The sequence below is a fragment of the Billgrantia endophytica genome (assembly GCF_002879615.1).
GTDB lineage: Bacteria > Pseudomonadota > Gammaproteobacteria > Pseudomonadales > Halomonadaceae > Halomonas > Halomonas endophytica.
The window spans coordinates 40,071-56,095 of sequence record NZ_PNRF01000034.1; the positions used below are offsets into that span (position 1 = coordinate 40,071).

The window sequence follows — 16,025 nt, forward strand, 5'->3', positions numbered from 1 at the left end:
TGCATAACGCAGACAGCCTCAATCCGCCGCGGCGAAATGCGCCATCTGGTCGGTGTGCGCCTTCACGAAAGCCGGGCGGGCCGTGGCGCGTTCGGCATAGCCTCGACAGGCCGGGTACCCCGCCAGCCCATCGAAGCGATCGACGAGGCGCAGCACATCCGCCATGAGAATGTCGGCGACGGAGAAGGTCCTGGCCAGCCATTCGCGTTTAGCCAGGACTGCCTCCAGGTGCTCTATCCGGGAGTCCAGAAACTTATCCAGCATCTTCCGCCCCGGCGTCTCTTCGGTATCACCAATGAACATGAACAGGGACCAAGGCAGGCTCGCCATCTCGACCGAGTTGAGCGCCGCGAACAACCATTCGATCACCTCGTTGCGTCGATGCGGATCGGTTGGCATCAGCGCATCGCTACGCTCGCCCAGGTGCAGCAGGATCGCGCCGCTCTCGAAGATCGTGAGGTCGCCGTCGGTCAACCACGGTACCTGCCCGAAAGGCTGATAGATGAAGTGCTCGGCATCCCGGGTGCGAAACGGCACGCTCTCGACGCGATAGGGCAAGCCGGCCTCTTCCAGCGCCCAGCGCACCCGTAGGTCGCGCACGTAGCCCCGCGGCATCTCGGGAACCCAGTCGAAGGTCGTGAGGATCAGGTTGGTCATTCAGTCCCTCCTTTGGAGGACGAGATGGGTGGCCCTATCTGTAACCGCCTTTTCCACGCACCGGTAGCCGAGAGCGCGCATGTCGATACCGGAGAACAAGCGCTCCCCTGCACCGAGCAGAACAGGTGTGATGGCAAGGTGAAGCTCGTCGACCAGCTGCGCCCGTAGGTACTGCTGGATCGTCGCCACGCCGCCGCCCAGGCGCACGTCCTTTTCGCCAGCGGCTTCGCGGGCGCGCTCCAGGGCTGCGTGAATGCTCTGCGTGACGAAGTGAAAGGTCGTGCCGCCGGGCATCTCGATGGGATCGCGCACGTGATGCGTCAACACGAAGACCGGCGAGTGGAACGGCGGGCTGTCACCCCACCAGCCCTTCCAGCTCTCGTCCCGCCAGGGGCCGCGAACGGGGCCGAACATGTTGCGGCCCATGATCCAGGCGCCGACGTTCTCGAAGCCGCGCACCACCAAGTCATCATCGGCTCCGGTTTCTCCGCCCTCCTGGCCCAGCACGCGTCGTCGAAACGTCGCGGTCGGGAACACCCAGTCATGGATTTCCATGCCATTGATGCCCATCGGGTTTTCCAGGCTCTGCTCGGGGCCGGCGGCAAACCCATCCAGCGAAATACTGAAGCATGACACGCGTAGCTGACTCATCGTGATCTCCTGAACGAGTGCGTTAGCCATTCAGTAGTCGAGCGACGCGTTCAATTTCGACACGCCTTCAGTGGTTCCGTCAGGGCTGACTTGGCAGCGCCACTCACGAACTGCTCTCAGGAGGATCGCCGACAGGAGTATTCATCCCCTCACGAATAGACTCACAGATAATAGAAGGGGCGGCGACCTCGATGATGGGATGGCCCCGCTCCTGCTTGACGGCTTCGATCTTGAATTCTTCGGTGTATCGTTGGTGGCTCATGAGACTTCCTGGGTCCCTCCAGTATAAGGCCTGGAGGTGTCTACGAAACCCGGGGCGATTCACCCCGCTCCGAAGTTCCAGACGCCGCTTCACCAAAATACCGTGCGGGGGTTGTTCCGAGCATGCGCCTGAACATCGAGATGAACGCGCTGACGCTCTCATAGCCTAAATCACCCGCGATGTTTGTGACTGACTCGCCTTGCGCGAGACGCTGCAGCGCTATGCCGACATGTAGCTGCTGACGCCAGCGGATAAAGGACATGCCTGTTTCGCGCTGGAAGAGCCGGCTTATCGTTCGATTGCTCGCCCCGATGCGAGCGCCCCACTCGTCGATAGTAAAGCGCTGCGCTGGCTTTTCGATCATCGAGTCTGTCAATCGCCGGAGCCGCCGCTCAATTGGCATGGGCAGATGAATGGGTTCGACCGGCGCCTCTAAAAGCTCGTCGAAGAGCACGGCTATGAGACGTGCCTTTCGGTCTCGGTCCATTCTTTCCAGTTGGGCAGGAGCTTCAAAGCGGAAGATCAGTTCCCGAAGCAGAGGCTGAACGAAGAGGATACCGCAATCGTCGCCCAGTGGAGGGGCAAGCCTTGGGTCGATGTACAAGTTGGCGATCTTGATGTGACCTGCGACTCTCCCGCCGTGGGAAACGCCACCTGGTATCCACAGAGCACAATGCGGCGGAACCGTCCAAATGCTTCCGGCCGCATGTATCGTCAGAACACCGCTGATGACGTACATCAGCTGCGCTTTGTCGTGCCAGTGGAACATGGTCTCCCCACGCAATACCGCTTCCGTGACGAGGCTGAAGACCGGATAGGAAACCTCATCCACCTTGTCAGCACCGGGTATGTCGGTCAGTTCCACCGCATTCCTCCATAATCCCGTCCATGTCGTTCTCCGGCGCTGTACGTATGACGCTGTCGCTACTCCGTGTGCTCATTCGTGTCTTCATGCCGCTGGTTTCCAGTAAATGTGATTTTCGGCATGAAAACACTATGAGAATTCAGTAGAGATTCTTCTTGTAATCTTCTTGCATCTTCTGTTCTACGAACCCCGGCTCCGACATCGCGGCCGCGGCCTGCTGGGCTTCGAGGTTATTGTTCAGCTTCAGGTGAGCAAGTGTGATTCTCGCCGGCTCCACATCCGGTGGAACCGGAGTAGCAATCCAGGAAGCAGCACGCACCAGCGCGTCACTTTGCATCAGTTCGACGCTGAGGTCGCTAATCGCGGTTACCAAAGCGGGTACTTTTTCCTGCACCGCAAATCGCGTCCGGATCACTGGATCGTCAGATATACGGGCGGTTCCCACGAGCCGAGCCACATAGGGGGAGCCCGGTATCATCACAATGGCGGCTACGTGCGGCTGAGAAACGATGTTCCGAAAGCTGTCGATCCGCTTATTCCCGGGGCGATCAGCGAACCAGAGCATGTCGGTGTCTAGCTGCACCATCGCGCGTGCTGGATCACCCTTTGGACTGATATCGGCGTACCCGTTCGCGTCGATCGTACCCAACGCAAGGAAACGAGCCGAGTCGAATACCTGATCCAGAGTTGTCGGAGACTGGACAGCCGAACCGGTCTGCCAAAACTTCGACCGCAGCAGTGCTTTGCCGCAGTGAAGGTAGCACTCTTGCACAGCGATATGGATTACTTCCCCGTCGTTGCCGATCACCCGACCATTCACTCGCAGAAGCTCGTTGATCAACGGAATCATGAAGAAGGAGCCGAAGCTGACACCCGTGCGCGCCATATCTGGATCATCGATCATAGCGGCGGGAATTTGAAGTTCGGCCGAGTTGCCCGATACCCAGCCGGGCGCAGCGGCTCCGAACGTTACACCGATACCCTCCTTGCCACCGAAGCTTGCCATCATCAGCGGAGAGGCCGCCAGCCAGGTCAGGGCTCCTTCATCGAGATGGTCAATGGTCTTGAGTTTGGCCAAGTTCGGCGTTTTTCCGATGCGCGCTTCCAAGTCATCGATCGTTGAGAGAAATTGTTCCAAAGCCATTCTCCTTACAGCATCTTTTGAGGAAGCTCAAATACTAGGCAGCCGTTCCCGTAGGGCAAAGGGCATTTCCAGCCATAATCTATCTTGAATCCGCCAATCTACTTCCCAGTGTCCTCCGCCTTGTATGAGCGCGCCGGTGGGTCAACCTATACCGTCACACGATCGATTTTGCATTGAGTCTTCAGCCAGTCAGCGGCCTCACTTCGTCAAAGTAGAATTCGGGGGCATCACGCCCGTGGACAAGATTACAAACCGACTGACGAGCAAATGAATGAGATCACTGGTATTTGAGGGCAATACCTGGGAAGCGTATGCAAACATGCGTGACAAGGACAAAAAGCTACACAAGACACTGTGTAAGCTACTCAAGGAAATGCTTCGCTCTGATGATCCGTCTGGCGGCTTGGGAAAACCGGAACCGCTTCAGCACAACCTGTCCGGTTTATGGTCAAAGCGCATTTCACAAAAAGACCGGCTTATATATCGATTTGACGAGAAGTCCATTTACATATTTGCCATTGGCGGACACTACGATCAGACCTAACGACTTGGCGTGACCCCAAACGCAAAGCCCCCAGCCAGTCGCCTGACTCGGGGGCTGTATCATCCCGGCGAATGAGGGCTACGCCGTCGAGGCTGCCATTCCCGACCTGGCGGCACGGTGCGCGTGCAGCTTCTTGTAGCTCTCGATCAGGCGCTGGTGCTTCTCCAGGCCTTCCAGGCGCATGTTGGTCGGGGTCAGGCCGTGGAAGCGCACCTCGCCCTGCACCGAACCGACCACCGCGGCCATGGTCTCTCCGCCGAACATGCGCCGGAAGTTATGCAGGTAGTCCTCCAGCGCCAGCTCGTCGTCGGGCACTACCTCCAGCACCGCCCTCACCGCCTGGTAGAAGAGCCCGCGCTCGACGGTGTTGTCGTTGTACTGCAGGAACATCTCGACCCGCTCCAGGGCCTCTTCATGGCGCTGCAGGGCAAGATAGATCAGCAGCTTCAGTTCGAGTACGGTGAGCTGCCCCCACACGGTGTTCTCGTCGAACTCGACGCCAATCAGGGTGATGATGTCCATGTGGTCGTCGATCTGGCTTTCTTCCAGGCGTTCCAACAGATCGGCCAGTCGATCGTCACTCAGGGCATGCAGGTTGAGAATGTCTTCCCGGTAGTCCAGCGCCTTGTTGGTGTTATCCCAGATCAGGTCATCGACCGGGTAGACCTCGGAGTAGCCCGGCACCAGGATACGACACACCGGCGCGCCCAGGTCTTCGTGCACGGCCATGTACGCCTCCAGCCCCATCTCCTCGAGAATACCGAACAGGGTCGCCGCTTCCTCCGCATTGGTCCCGGAGAAATCCCATTCGGCGAACTCGACATCCGCCTTGGCGCTGAAGAAACGCCAGGAGACCAGCCCCGAGGAGTCGATGAAGTGCTCGACATAGTTGTTGGGCTCGGCGACGGCCTGGGAATTGAAGGTAGGCGGCGGGAAGTCGTTCAGGCCTTCGAAGCTGCGCCCCTGCAACAGCTCGGTGAGGCTGCGCTCCAGCGCCACCTCGAAGCTGGGGTGCGCCCCGAAGGAGGCGAAGACACCGCCCGTGCGCGGGTTCATCAGGGTCACGCACATGACCGGGAACTGCCCGCCCAGGGAGGCGTCCTTGACCAGCACCGGGAAGCCCTGCCTTTCCAGGGCCTGGATGCCCTCGAGGATATCGGGGTATTGCTCCAGCACCGCCATCGGCACGTCGGGCAGCGCGATCTCCTCCTCGAGGATCTGCTTCTTCACCGCCCGCTCGAAGATCTCCGACAGGCACTGCACCTGAGCCTCATGCAGGGTATTGCCGGCGCTCATGCCGTTGCTGAGGAACAGGTTCTCGATCAGGTTGGAGGGAAAATAGACCGTCTCGCCGTCCGATTGGCGCACGAACGGCAAGGCGACGATACCGCGCGCCACGTTGCCGGAGTTGGTGTCGATCAGGTGCGAGCCGCACAGCTCGTCATACGGGTCATAGATGGCCAGGCAGTGGTCATCCAGAATGCCCGCCGGTAGTTCGTCGTTCGGCCCCGGCTGGAACCACTCCTCGTTGGGGTAGTGAACGAAGGCGCTGCCCGCGATCTCTTCGCCGAAGAATTGATCGTTGTAGAAGAAGTTGCAGCTCAGCCGCTCGATGAACTCGCCCAGCGCCGAGCACAGCGCGCTCTCCTTGGTGGCGCCCTTGCCGTTGGTGAAACACATCGGCGAGGCGGCGTCGCGGATGTGCAACGACCACACATGCGGCACGATGTTGCGCCAGGAGGCGATCTCGATCTTCATGCCGAGCCCCGCCAGGATGCCGCTCATGTTGGCGATGGTCTGCTCCAGCGGCAGGTCCTTGCCCTCGATCCAGGTGCTGTTCTTCTCGCCTCCCTCGCCCTCCGGCTTGCCCATCAGCAGGGCCTGGGCATCCTCGTCGAGGTTCTCCACCGTCTCGATCTGGAACTCGGGGCCGGCCTGCACCACCTTCTTGACCGTGCAGCGGTCGATGGCGCGCAGGATGCCCTGGCGGTCCTTGTCGGAAATGTCCTCCGGCAGCTCGACCTGGATCTTGAAGATCTGGTTGTAGCGATTCTCCGGATCGACGATGTTGTTCTGCGACAGGCGGATATTTTCGGTAGGAATATCGCGCGCCAGACAATAAACCCGAACGAAATAGGCCGCACAGAGTGCAGAAGAGGCCAGGAAATAGTCGAAGGGACTTGGCGCCGAGCCGTCGCCCTTGTAGCGAATGGGCTGGTCGGTGATGACGGTGAAATCGTCAAACTTGGCTTCAAGCCTGAGATTTTCCAGAAAATTGACGTTGATTTCCATTAACAGGTACCGGGATTGTAACTCGAACCAGGGCGGAGGGCGTGAGGCTGCCGTATGGGGCGTGATGGTATCACCTGCCAAACGGCGGCTGAAAGCGAAGTGGCCAGCCCGAGGCACCAGCGCCTACGCCAGCTTGGCCCTCGCCCCGCACGAGGCGCCCTGCGTGGGCGCCCCTCTTTCCGCACCGACGGCCTAGCCACCGTGCCCGATAGCCTTCATGCTGGCGTATGCGGAATTTCCAAAGGGCCAGGGATGCACGATGTCCGGCTGGAGGTCGCCAGAGTCGAGACGCTGGAGGGATTTGAAAGAGAGCGAAATGACAGAGAACGATAGCGCCACCGCCTCGAAGGACGGCAGCGGCTCCCAGCCTCGCCTACGCTTGGTGTACGACGGCGAATGCCCGATGTGCCGCCGCTACGTGCGCTGGCAGCGCATTCGCCGGGAAGTCGGCGAGCTCGAGCTGATCGATGCCCGCCAAGACAGCGAAGCCCGCCGCGAGCTCACCCATCTGGGCATCGACCTGGATCAGGGCTTCGCCCTGCAGATCGGAGAGCGCTGGTACCACGGTAGCGAAGCCCTGCACCGCCTCACCCTGCTCGGCACCCGTAACGGCGTGTTCAATCGACTGATGTATCGGCTGTTTGCCAGCCAGGAGCGCACCGCAAGGCTCTACCCGATGCTGAAGGCGTGCAGGAACGGGCTGTTGGGGGTATTGGGGAAGGGGCGTATCTGCCACAGGCAACATCAACAGGAGAGTTCCATGAATTCACGTATTCTGATGGTCCTGACTTCCCACGACCGCCTCGGCGATACCGGCCAACCCACCGGTTTCTGGCTGGAGGAACTGGCGGCGCCCTACTACACCTGCCTGGACGCCGGTGCCGAGGTGGTGCTGGCCTCGCCCAAGGGCGGCAAACCGCCGCTAGACCCCAAGAGCGACGCCGAGGAAAGCCAAACCGAAGCGACACGCCGCTTCCAGCAGGACGCAAGGGCCCAGCAGCAGTTGGCCAACACCCACCGCCTGAGTGAGGTAAGGGCCGACGATTTTGACGCCATCTTTTACCCCGGCGGCCATGGCCCGCTATGGGATCTGGTGGAAGACGCGGACTCCATCCGCCTGATCGAAGCCTTCTGGGCCCAGCAAAAGCCGGTAGCCGCTGTTTGCCATGCCCCGATCGCTCTGCTCCATGCGCGCGATGCCGAGGGCGAGCCGATCATTCGTGGCCGTCAGGTAACCGGCTTCACCAACGGCGAGGAATCCGCCGTGGGGCTTACCGAGGTCGTACCGCACCTGGTGGAGAACGCCCTGATCGCCGGCGGAGCCCATTACTCCAAGGCCGACGACTTCACTCCCTACACCCGCCGAGACGGCCAGTTGATCACCGGCCAGAATCCACCCTCCTCAGAACCGGTAGCCAAGCTACTACTCGAGGCGCTTGGCAAGTAAGTCGCGAGTAACCCACGAACTCATGGCTACCGGCCTCCCGTAGCCGGTAGCACTGACTCAATTCCGGCTCACCTTGAAGCGCAGGTGATAATTGCTCAGCAGTGCCGGCATCGGCTGACTCGCGAGCAGCCGATCGGGCGGGTCCAGGCGGAACTCATGTCGCTTCATGAGGGAGGCCAGCATGGCGCTGGTAACGAGTAGCACCAAATGCCGCCCCGGGCAGATGCCGGGCCCGCCGCTGAAGGGAATCAGCGGCCACTCCCCGGCTCCTTCAGGCTTCAGCCACAGGTCCGGGTCGAAGCGGTTGGCATCGTCGAGGTGCCGGTCATCGCGATGGAAATAGGGGGCGAGGATGAGGATTGAGGTATCCGCCGGCATTTCCCCGTTCTGCCAATGCGTCCGTTCGGTACTCTGGCGAAGCACCAGGGGCGTGGTCGGCCACAGCCGCAGCGATTCGAGGAGGCAGGCCCTCAGGAACGACATGTCCGGCCGCTGATCGCCTTCGTGCCGGGCAATCTCGGCCCGAGCCCTCTCGGCCTGATCCGCATGGGCGGAGAGCAGTGCCAAGGCGCTGAAGGTCGCCATGCCGGCCGGCTCGAAGGCAAACAGCCATTGAGGCATCTGGTTCGACGGCTTCGTGTCGCTATTGGTTGGGACACGCGCGGCCTCCGCCGCAAGGCTGCCCGGCTCGGCCCTGTCGATGTAGCCCTGCAGGGTCTCGAGAAATCGCTTCCTCAACCTGGTCCGCTGCGGATGCAGGAAGCCCCAGTTCCCGGCGGCGCGAAGCTTCGCCAGGGTTTCAGTCAGCTCCTGGTCATCACTTGCCGAATCGCCCAGCACGACACGGCGTACTATGCGATCCCAGGTGTCGATGAACATGTCCCAGCCCAACTCGCCCTGGTTCGAGCGAACTCGGGCAAGCAACGCTTCCGCCTCCTGTTCCACAACCGGCACGAATCGCTCGGACAAGCCGTGTACCGGGCACTCGCTCTGCAACACCTCTTCATTGAAGCGGCGGCGCTCGGCGCGCTTGCGGCCGTGGGAAACCAGGGCCATGTCGGGTTCGAAGTGGGCCAGTGCGCTGCGTTTGGCTTGCTCGGCCGTGGCGAACGGCTCCGGGGATTCATCCAGCACCCGATTGGCATCATCCGGGTCCAGAATGAGCGCCATGGACTTGCCCGGCACTTTCAGCAGCAATGGGCCCTTGCCGTACTTCTTGTTCAGCTTCTGCACACGACGCACCGCGCGTTCATCCAACGCCATGCGCTCGGCCATGCCGACCACCCTGGGGCGACGAATGATCACACCCTTGGCAATATTCGGAACGAAGACGTCGTTGATGACGGCCAGCGTCTCGCCGAGGGTGGCAGTCGGCAATGAGCCTTGTACCGATTCCCTAGCCATCTGCTCTCTCCTTTTGAATTGCCTCCCTTGCTGGCAAGTCTAGTTGGGGAGATGAGCAAAGCTAGTGCGCCGCACAAGACTGCGACGTATCACACAATTCTTTACACGAGACGACCTACAGCAGGCGTTGCCAGTATCCAACATCGATCCATCGATTGAATTTGAATCCTGCCTCCGTTATGGCCGTGGCGTCGGCGGCCACCGCCGCTCGTATCGTCAAATCTCTGTGCAAATCGCTTGGCATGACCCTTGCCTATTAAAAATGATTGGCTCGAGTGAACAGTTAAAGGCTTCACAGCCATCTTCGTACGGTTGACATGTAAGTAGAGAATTCCGGCCCAAATTTGGCCAAAAGCACCCTCTCCTCTGGTTTTATTTGATATTGGTTCATATACGCAACGAAAAGCGGCAAGGCAAGAGCCGCGAAGGCATTGGAAAGAAAAATCGCCCAAGCTGATAGAAGAAATAAAAACCCCAAATACATGGGGTTTCGAGTCACCCGATAAATACCATCCTGAACAATGACAGATGATTCGCCGGGTGTCAGCGGGTTGACTGTGGTTTTATGGCTGCGAAATGCCAAGACCCCCAACGAAACGACAAGAGCACCGAAAAAAACGAGAATCGCACCAATGATCTCTTTCCCCGGGATGATCAATATAGCGCCTGGGGTAAGCCTGGCAACGCCATAGATGACTATTGCGAAGATAGCCAAGAGAGCGACAGGTGGAACCTTGAGTTCAAGTACACGCATGGTTTCGGTTGCAGCCTAATAGTGATGAGAGACAAGTGGGCCGCCACGTAGCATAAGGGCTCGCGGAGCTGTTGTCCTCATCGTTTCTCGCTCTCGTCCAGACCAAGCCGTCGATGCCACTCGGCGATGCTCTCTTCGGGGTAGTCGTCGAAGCACTTGTCGTTCTCCCGCGCGGTAACCTCCACCCAGTTGGCCTTGCTCGCCAGCAGCAGGTGGACCCGTTCCGGCGGGATCGGCAGTTCGCTATCGATGGCCGAAGCGAATGGATGGACCAGCTCCGGCCAGCCAGGATCGAAAACCCACAGTGCGCTGGCACAGTGCTGGCAGAAGTGGCGCTCGCCCGAACTCGGCTCGCCGTCGATGATGGCGTGGTAGACCCGCTTGTGCTCGGCACCCTCGACCTGAAGCGTTTCGGCACGCCCACTCAGGTTGATGGCGTAGCCTCCGCCACCCGCCGTCTTGCGGCAAATGGAGCAGTAGCAGCGCTGGTAGGGATAGGGATGCGGCGACTCGACGTTGAAACGCACCGCGCCGCAGTGGCAGGAACCGTGCAGAAACATGGTGTCACCTCCTGGAAATGATGGCTGTTTCCAGTGTAGAGGATGAGAGCGAGGCCATCACCACGCTGCCGCCACCTCGCGGAAATCACCCCACGTCACCTGGGCTGTGCCGTTGCCGGACGATCGCGGGGAACGATCAGTGGAGTATGGCTGACGGGGTCGTCGATTATCACGCAGGCAAGGCCGAATACCTCGGCAACGAGTTCCACCGTCATCAGCTCCGACGGCTTGCCCTCGGCAACGATGCTGCCGTCCGCTATCACGATCAGGTGATCGGCGTAACGGCAGGCTTGGTTGAGATCATGCAGCACCGCGATCAGGGTATGACCAGCCTGGCGGTTAAGCTCCCGGAACAATTCCAGAAGCTCAATTTGGTGAGCAATGTCCAGATAGGTGGTGGGCTCGTCGAGCATCAGGATCGGCGTCTGCTGTGCGAGCACCATGGCCACCCAGACCCGCTGGCGCTGGCCGCCGGAGAGCTGGTCCACCTGTCGTTCGGCCAGCTCGAGCACGCCCGTCGAGCGCATCGCTTCGTGTACGGCAAACTCGTCTTCGTTGCTCCACTGCTGCAGCAGGCTCTGATGGGGGTAGCGTCCCCGCTCCACGAGTTCAACCACGGTGATCCCCGAGGGAACCTGGGCACCTTGCGGCAGCAACCCCAACTGGCGTGCCACTTGGCGGGTGGGCAATCGGTGGATATCCTTGCCGTCCAGCAATACTCGCCCCGCCTGGGGAGGAAGCAGTCGACACAGACTACGCAACAACGTCGACTTGCCGCAGCCGTTGGGGCCGATGATGACCGTAAAGCATCCATCTGGAATGCTGACATCGAGGTCGTGACAGACGAGAACGCGATCGTACCCCAATCGCAGTCGCTCGGCCCGAAGCCGGCAAGAGCCGGCAGCTGCCGTGTCGTGCGCGGAGAGAGGCGGCACTGCATCGCCCCTCTCCAACCGGCCTTCACGGCAAGGCAATTCCACCCGGCTCATGACACGACAAGCCGCGGTTCGAGACGGCCCAGCCGAACTTCATCATCCGGCGTTCGGGCAAAACGGGCAAGCGTCTCGCCAACGGTCAGCCTGATCCGCTCGACCTGCTCGGGGCCGTAATGATCGGCGCGATAACTCATCATTATCCGCACGGATTCGTCGCCTTCGATCATTTCTTCAAGCACTTCGAACTGCAACCCCAGCAGAGATTCACTCTTTTCCGGGTCGATCTGGCGGAATTCTATGCATTCACCGCCCTGCAGCCGGAAGGCACCGTTAAGCTTGTTTTTCGCATGCAACTGGATGAAGACTTCGAACATGCGATCCCCGCCTTGCTCAGCCCCGCCGTTCAGGGCTTCCTCGACCAGGTCGATGGGAATATCACTGTAGGGCATGGATTCGTTGATGGTTCCCTTCACCTGGGTGATCAGCCCCGCCAGGGTGAGGTTGGGTGGAAAGGCGATTCGATGCGCCACCACCGTAGTGAAGTAGCCGATGGTGTCGAAGAAATCGGCATCGTTCCTGCCTGAAGCTGACGTGCCAATGACCAGTTCATCCAGCGCTCCCAAGTAATGAATCGAAGCGGCAATCGCCGCGTAAACCACATTGAACAGCGAGGCACCGTTGCGCTTCGCCAATACATACAACCCTCTCGAGACATCTTGCGCCAGCTTATATTCCGCCCAGCCACCGGTACTCGATGATGGCTCTTCGCGCACACTGGATGCCTCCGGTGCTGGTAGCGGCTTGCCCCGTGGGGCATCGCGCAGATTTTCCGTCCAGTAGGCAAGATGCGCCTGGCTCACCCCGGCGGCGTGCTGCTTCAACGCAAAGGCCTGGAACGAAGGCGGCTGGTGCTGCCAACTCGGTACGTTGCCCTCCACCCGTGCACGGTAGGCATGCTCCAGCTCTTCCATCATGAGGTTGACCGACCACTCATCCAGTACGATGTGATGGAACAGCAGCGAAACAACTTGCTGTCCGGAAGACTCATCGTGCATGAAGCGGATTCGGAAAGGCAGCTCACGGGCCAGGTCGAAGCGGTACGAGGCTTCGACGGCCAGCTCCGACAGATGCGTTTCGTGAGAGAACCAGAACCATTTGTACAACGAACTCGCGTTGCAGGGCACCACCTCCTGCCACACTTGCCCGTCACGCTGCACGAACAGGGTACGCAGCCCCGGGTGACGCTCCAACAGGTCAAGAAAGGCGCGCTTGAAGGCCGGCTCGTTCACCGGGTCGAGAAATCGTAGGGCAAACGGAATATTGAAGATCTCGTTGAAACCGAAGGCCTCGTAAACCTTCCACAGCGATCGCTGTGCCAGCGCTAACGGCACTGGTGTATCCGGTGCGGCCGGCGCACTCGGTTCGTGTTGTCGGCTACCGAGCAAGCGTCGGGCATGTTCCGCCAGAGCGGCCGCCGTCGGGTAACTGAACAGGTCGTTGAGATGCACTTCGATACCGTGAACGTTCAGGAGCTGACCGATGATACGGGTGGCGATCAACGAATGGCCGCCGAAGTCAAAGAAGTCGTCGTCGGCCATCATCTCGGGGGCGCCGAGCGCTTGGCGAAACGCCTCCAGCAGCAAGTCTCGAATATCACCGTCGCCTGCCGCCGTGCCATGATGAGTTTCCGCGTCCCGGCGCGGTGCTGCCTCGGCCTCCTCGTCAGTCATCTCGACCAAGCCCGTGTCGAAGCCGCCAGGTGCCGTCTCAAGCTCCTGCAAAAAATTGGCGAAAGGCTGGAACCAACCAGTCGGGACCGCTGCTTCCAGCACACGGTGCGCGACCAGTCCGAGCATGGTGGCTTCCGGTGTCAGCAACAGGCAACAGCGCAGTGGCGCTTCTTCGGCCAGATCCCAGGAGGTTTCCTGCAGGTTCAGTATCGCTTCCATGGCCTCCCGCGACGATTGGACACGCCACAGGACGGGGGTTGCGACCTTCATCTCGTCATGACGGCGCAGCACCCCCTCATCGCCAAAACGATAACGGACGCGGTACTCCGGTGCTTTCAGTATTTCCTGCAGACCCTCTCTCAGCCGTTCCACGCTGTGCCGTCCCAACAGACGATAGACGAGGGCATGGGCATGAGCCATTTCCGGGTACTGCTGCTGCAGAAACCACATGCGCTCCTCGCGCTCGCCGATGATCTGGCCGGATCGCACTTGGCCCGGCATGCCGGAGGGGGTATGAACGCTATCCGTCACTTTTCTTCTCCTTGGGACCCTCGATCCAGCGCCGGTCCGGTCGGCGCTGGATCACTACCGTCAAAACGTCAGTTCGAGCGAGGCACCGATCACCCGCGGCTGCTGTACGATCGCCGTGGTCACGTCGTTGTCGATGACCATTAAACGATCGTCGGAATCGAACAGGTTCTGCGCGAAGAGCGTCGCGCGGCCGCCGTTGAAGTTATAGCCAAGCTGCAAGTTGGCAACCCAGTAGGAGGGGATCCTGCCCCGCGGGTCGTTGTCCACCTGCGAGTGGTAGGCATCCGAATAGCGAACGTTGCCGCTGATATCGACGTTGCTGGCGAAGTAATAGGCAGCTCCTGCCGTTGCCGTATAGGCGGGAGCTCGCGGCAGCTCGTTGCCTTCTATGCCACTATCGCCAAAACGGCTGATCTCGGTCTTGAGCAAGCCGGCCGAACCGAACAGCTCCAACTCGGACATTGGCATCCAGCGTGCGCCGACTTCGGCACCGTAGGTCTGCGCCTTGTCGGCATTGCGAATCATGGTGGAATTCGGCCCCAGGTAGTAGGGAAGTTGCATGTCCTGGTAGTCGTTGAAGAACAGGTTGGCGGTCAGCTCGAGACGGTCGTCTGCCAGACGGTTGCGACTGTACAGCTCATAGCTCCAGACGTATTCCGGGTCGTAGGTGTAGTTGATGACGGGTGCGATGAACGTCATGCCGGCGCCACCGGCGTTGTAGCCGCGAGACACCATGGCGCCGTAGGTTTGTCCCTCCTCGGGCTTCCAGGCCACGTCCAGCTTGGGCAGAAAGGCCGTGTACGTCTCGTCGAAGTCGATCTCGACGGTCTGGCTGCCTCCTTGGCGATCACGATGCTCACGTTCGAAACGCCCCGACAGCGTCACGTCGATGTCGGGCACCACTTCGTAGGTGGCTTCGGCAAAGAAGGAGAACGTTTCGGTCTTGTCGTCGAATTCGCTCCCACCGAAGATATTGACGAATTCGTCCTGTGTACCGTGGAAATAGCGCAGCCCCGTCATGCCACGCAGCCTGCCGTCCTGTGCGCGGAAGCGTATCAGCGGTTCGGTCTGGAATTCGCTGCCGTCGATACGGGCATACGGCAGCTCCAGAGCCGTCAGGCGGTCGTTGGAAAAATCGGTATAGATCAACGTATTTTCGAAGCTGAGGTTATCGTTGAACTCCCACGCCAAGTCCCAGATGCCGCTGGTATGCTCGGTCTCGAAGACCGGCCGTCGTGGGTCGAATCGCGGGCTGGCGTAGGGTGGCGGTGGACTGAGCGCTTCGTTCTGCGGTGCACGGCTGGCATAGTGGCTCACGCCCAACTGGGTGCTGAGCTGCGGCAGATCGCCGGGCTCGATGAGCAGCTTGCCGCGGGCCGTGGTGGTTTCGATCTCGCGCGGGTCACCCACCGGATCATAGGACATGAGATCGACGAAACTGTCGCGTCTCTGCTGGTCGACGCTGATGCGAAACGCCACCTGATCCTCGACGATGGGGCCGGAAAGCATGGCGGCCGTCTGCGACGTATCCTGTTCCCCAATCCCTCCCTTGACGGCACCTTCCCAATGGAAAGTCGGGTCCTTGGAGGTCATGACTATCGCACCGGCTATGGCGTTCCTGCCCTGGATATGACTTTGTGGCCCGCGAAACACCTCGATCTGCTCCATATCCCATAGCGACTGCGGCCCGAAGGCCTGCTCGTTGTAGGTCAGCGAGCGTCCGTCGATGGAGAGGTTCAGTCGCGGCCGCGTGCCGTTGAGGAAGGCGTTGGCTCCCTGGGCGGGGCCGGAACCATCGATGCCACGGACGGACGGCAGATCGTTACCGATGCCGGTGTCGACCACGTTGGGCGTCAACCTGAGCAGGTCCCTCACGTCGGTCGCATTGGGCGTCGATTCAATGGCAAGCCAGTCGTAGACCGCTACGCTCGAGCTCGTTTCGAACAGAGAACGATCGACTTTTTCGCCCAGCACGACCACCTGGGGAAGCGTCGAGATCGCCTCGGCGGCCGCGGCGTCGCGCCCCTCTCCCGGTGCATTGCCTTGCGCCCAGGCGCCACTCGGCGACATCGCCAGCAGCGTTATGCAGCACAACACGCGAATGCCAGAGACTTGTCGCCGCCTCGAATCGAGGCTATGCCCTTCATGCATCTTACACATTGGGTTGATCTCCCGTGTTTAGATCCCAACGAGCAAGGCGACAAGCGGCTGACACCCCCCTTTTTTCCGCCTCGCCCGCCCTACGCACT

The 16,025-nt window shown here is 60.3% G+C and carries 14 protein-coding genes and 1 pseudogene; 3 read left to right on the forward strand and 12 right to left on the reverse strand.

Annotated elements, in window-relative coordinates:
* Window positions 1-18: 18 nt before the first annotated feature.
* From C1H69_RS16880 to C1H69_RS16895, 5 genes are all read right to left on the reverse strand, one after another.
* Entirely contained in the window at window positions 19-657 is a 639-nt protein-coding gene (locus C1H69_RS16880) for a glutathione S-transferase family protein (RefSeq protein ID WP_102654551.1), read from the reverse strand.
* On the reverse strand, window positions 658-1,308 hold the full coding sequence (locus C1H69_RS16885) for a dihydrofolate reductase family protein (protein WP_102654552.1): 651 nt from the start codon (window positions 1,306-1,308) through the stop codon (window positions 658-660). It lies immediately after the preceding gene.
* A 103-nt stretch (window positions 1,309-1,411) separates the two neighbouring features.
* Window positions 1,412-1,570: a hypothetical protein gene (locus C1H69_RS23650; RefSeq protein WP_165789513.1), complete on the reverse strand. Its 159-nt coding sequence runs from the start codon at window positions 1,568-1,570 to the stop codon at window positions 1,412-1,414.
* Window positions 1,571-1,610: 40 nt separating this feature from the next.
* Entirely contained in the window at window positions 1,611-2,435 is an 825-nt protein-coding gene (locus C1H69_RS16890; protein ID WP_205738523.1) for an AraC family transcriptional regulator, read from the reverse strand.
* A 139-nt stretch (window positions 2,436-2,574) separates the two neighbouring features.
* Window positions 2,575-3,573 carry a pyridoxamine 5'-phosphate oxidase family protein gene (locus C1H69_RS16895; RefSeq protein ID WP_102654576.1) on the reverse strand — a complete coding sequence of 333 codons (999 nt, stop codon included), beginning with the start codon at window positions 3,571-3,573 and terminating at the stop codon, window positions 2,575-2,577.
* A gap of 277 nt (window positions 3,574-3,850) precedes the next feature.
* On the opposite strand from C1H69_RS16895, the gene C1H69_RS16900 reads away from it, so the two are divergent.
* Entirely contained in the window at window positions 3,851-4,123 is a 273-nt protein-coding gene (locus tag C1H69_RS16900; RefSeq protein WP_102654553.1) for a Txe/YoeB family addiction module toxin, read from the forward strand.
* Between the two features lie 78 nt (window positions 4,124-4,201).
* On the opposite strand, the gene C1H69_RS16905 is transcribed toward C1H69_RS16900, so the two are convergent.
* On the reverse strand, window positions 4,202-6,415 hold the full coding sequence (locus C1H69_RS16905; RefSeq protein ID WP_102654554.1) for an OsmC domain/YcaO domain-containing protein: 2,214 nt from the start codon (window positions 6,413-6,415) through the stop codon (window positions 4,202-4,204).
* A 316-nt stretch (window positions 6,416-6,731) separates the two neighbouring features.
* Here C1H69_RS16905 and C1H69_RS24455 point away from each other — a divergent pair.
* A pseudogene (locus tag C1H69_RS24455) lies at window positions 6,732-7,112 on the forward strand (DCC1-like thiol-disulfide oxidoreductase family protein); the annotation flags it as partial.
* A gap of 63 nt (window positions 7,113-7,175) precedes the next feature.
* Complete coding sequence (locus C1H69_RS23890; RefSeq protein WP_205738529.1) at window positions 7,176-7,862, forward strand: type 1 glutamine amidotransferase domain-containing protein; 687 nt, start codon at window positions 7,176-7,178, stop codon at window positions 7,860-7,862.
* 57 nt (window positions 7,863-7,919) lie between these two features.
* On the opposite strand, the gene C1H69_RS16915 is transcribed toward C1H69_RS23890, so the two are convergent.
* The 6 genes from C1H69_RS16915 to C1H69_RS16940 all read right to left on the reverse strand — a co-directional run bounded on the left by C1H69_RS16915 (window position 7,920) and on the right by C1H69_RS16940 (window position 15,936).
* The gene (locus C1H69_RS16915) at window positions 7,920-9,266 is read right to left on the reverse strand and encodes a cytochrome P450 (RefSeq protein ID WP_102654556.1); all 1,347 of its coding nucleotides are present in this window, start codon (window positions 9,264-9,266) and stop codon (window positions 7,920-7,922) included.
* Between the two features lie 292 nt (window positions 9,267-9,558).
* Window positions 9,559-10,020 carry a methyltransferase family protein gene (locus tag C1H69_RS16920; RefSeq protein ID WP_102654557.1) on the reverse strand — a complete coding sequence of 154 codons (462 nt, stop codon included), beginning with the start codon at window positions 10,018-10,020 and terminating at the stop codon, window positions 9,559-9,561.
* Window positions 10,021-10,097: 77 nt separating this feature from the next.
* Window positions 10,098-10,580 carry a GFA family protein gene (locus tag C1H69_RS16925; RefSeq protein ID WP_102654558.1) on the reverse strand — a complete coding sequence of 161 codons (483 nt, stop codon included), beginning with the start codon at window positions 10,578-10,580 and terminating at the stop codon, window positions 10,098-10,100.
* A gap of 95 nt (window positions 10,581-10,675) precedes the next feature.
* Entirely contained in the window at window positions 10,676-11,515 is an 840-nt protein-coding gene (locus tag C1H69_RS16930) for an ABC transporter ATP-binding protein (protein WP_240609978.1), read from the reverse strand.
* A gap of 50 nt (window positions 11,516-11,565) precedes the next feature.
* Entirely contained in the window at window positions 11,566-13,776 is a 2,211-nt protein-coding gene (locus C1H69_RS16935; protein WP_205738524.1) for a condensation domain-containing protein, read from the reverse strand.
* A 60-nt stretch (window positions 13,777-13,836) separates the two neighbouring features.
* The gene (locus tag C1H69_RS16940; protein WP_205738525.1) at window positions 13,837-15,936 is read right to left on the reverse strand and encodes a TonB-dependent receptor; all 2,100 of its coding nucleotides are present in this window, start codon (window positions 15,934-15,936) and stop codon (window positions 13,837-13,839) included.
* Window positions 15,937-16,025: the final 89 nt, after the last annotated feature.

Coding starts and splice junctions, on each gene's coding strand:
- C1H69_RS16880 (WP_102654551.1), bottom strand. CDS start 657: ATGACCAACCTGATCCTCACGACCTTCGACTGGGTTCCCGAGATGCCG.
- C1H69_RS16885 (WP_102654552.1), bottom strand. CDS start 1,308: ATGAGTCAGCTACGCGTGTCATGCTTCAGTATTTCGCTGGATGGGTTT.
- C1H69_RS23650 (WP_165789513.1), bottom strand. CDS start 1,570: ATGAGCCACCAACGATACACCGAAGAATTCAAGATCGAAGCCGTCAAG.
- C1H69_RS16900 (WP_102654553.1), top strand. CDS start 3,851: ATGAGATCACTGGTATTTGAGGGCAATACCTGGGAAGCGTATGCAAAC.
- C1H69_RS16905 (WP_102654554.1), bottom strand. CDS start 6,415: ATGGAAATCAACGTCAATTTTCTGGAAAATCTCAGGCTTGAAGCCAAG.
- C1H69_RS23890 (WP_205738529.1), top strand. CDS start 7,176: ATGAATTCACGTATTCTGATGGTCCTGACTTCCCACGACCGCCTCGGC.
- C1H69_RS16915 (WP_102654556.1), bottom strand. CDS start 9,266: ATGGCTAGGGAATCGGTACAAGGCTCATTGCCGACTGCCACCCTCGGC.
- C1H69_RS16920 (WP_102654557.1), bottom strand. CDS start 10,020: ATGCGTGTACTTGAACTCAAGGTTCCACCTGTCGCTCTCTTGGCTATC.
- C1H69_RS16925 (WP_102654558.1), bottom strand. CDS start 10,580: ATGTTTCTGCACGGTTCCTGCCACTGCGGCGCGGTGCGTTTCAACGTC.
- C1H69_RS16940 (WP_205738525.1), bottom strand. CDS start 15,936: ATGTGTAAGATGCATGAAGGGCATAGCCTCGATTCGAGGCGGCGACAA.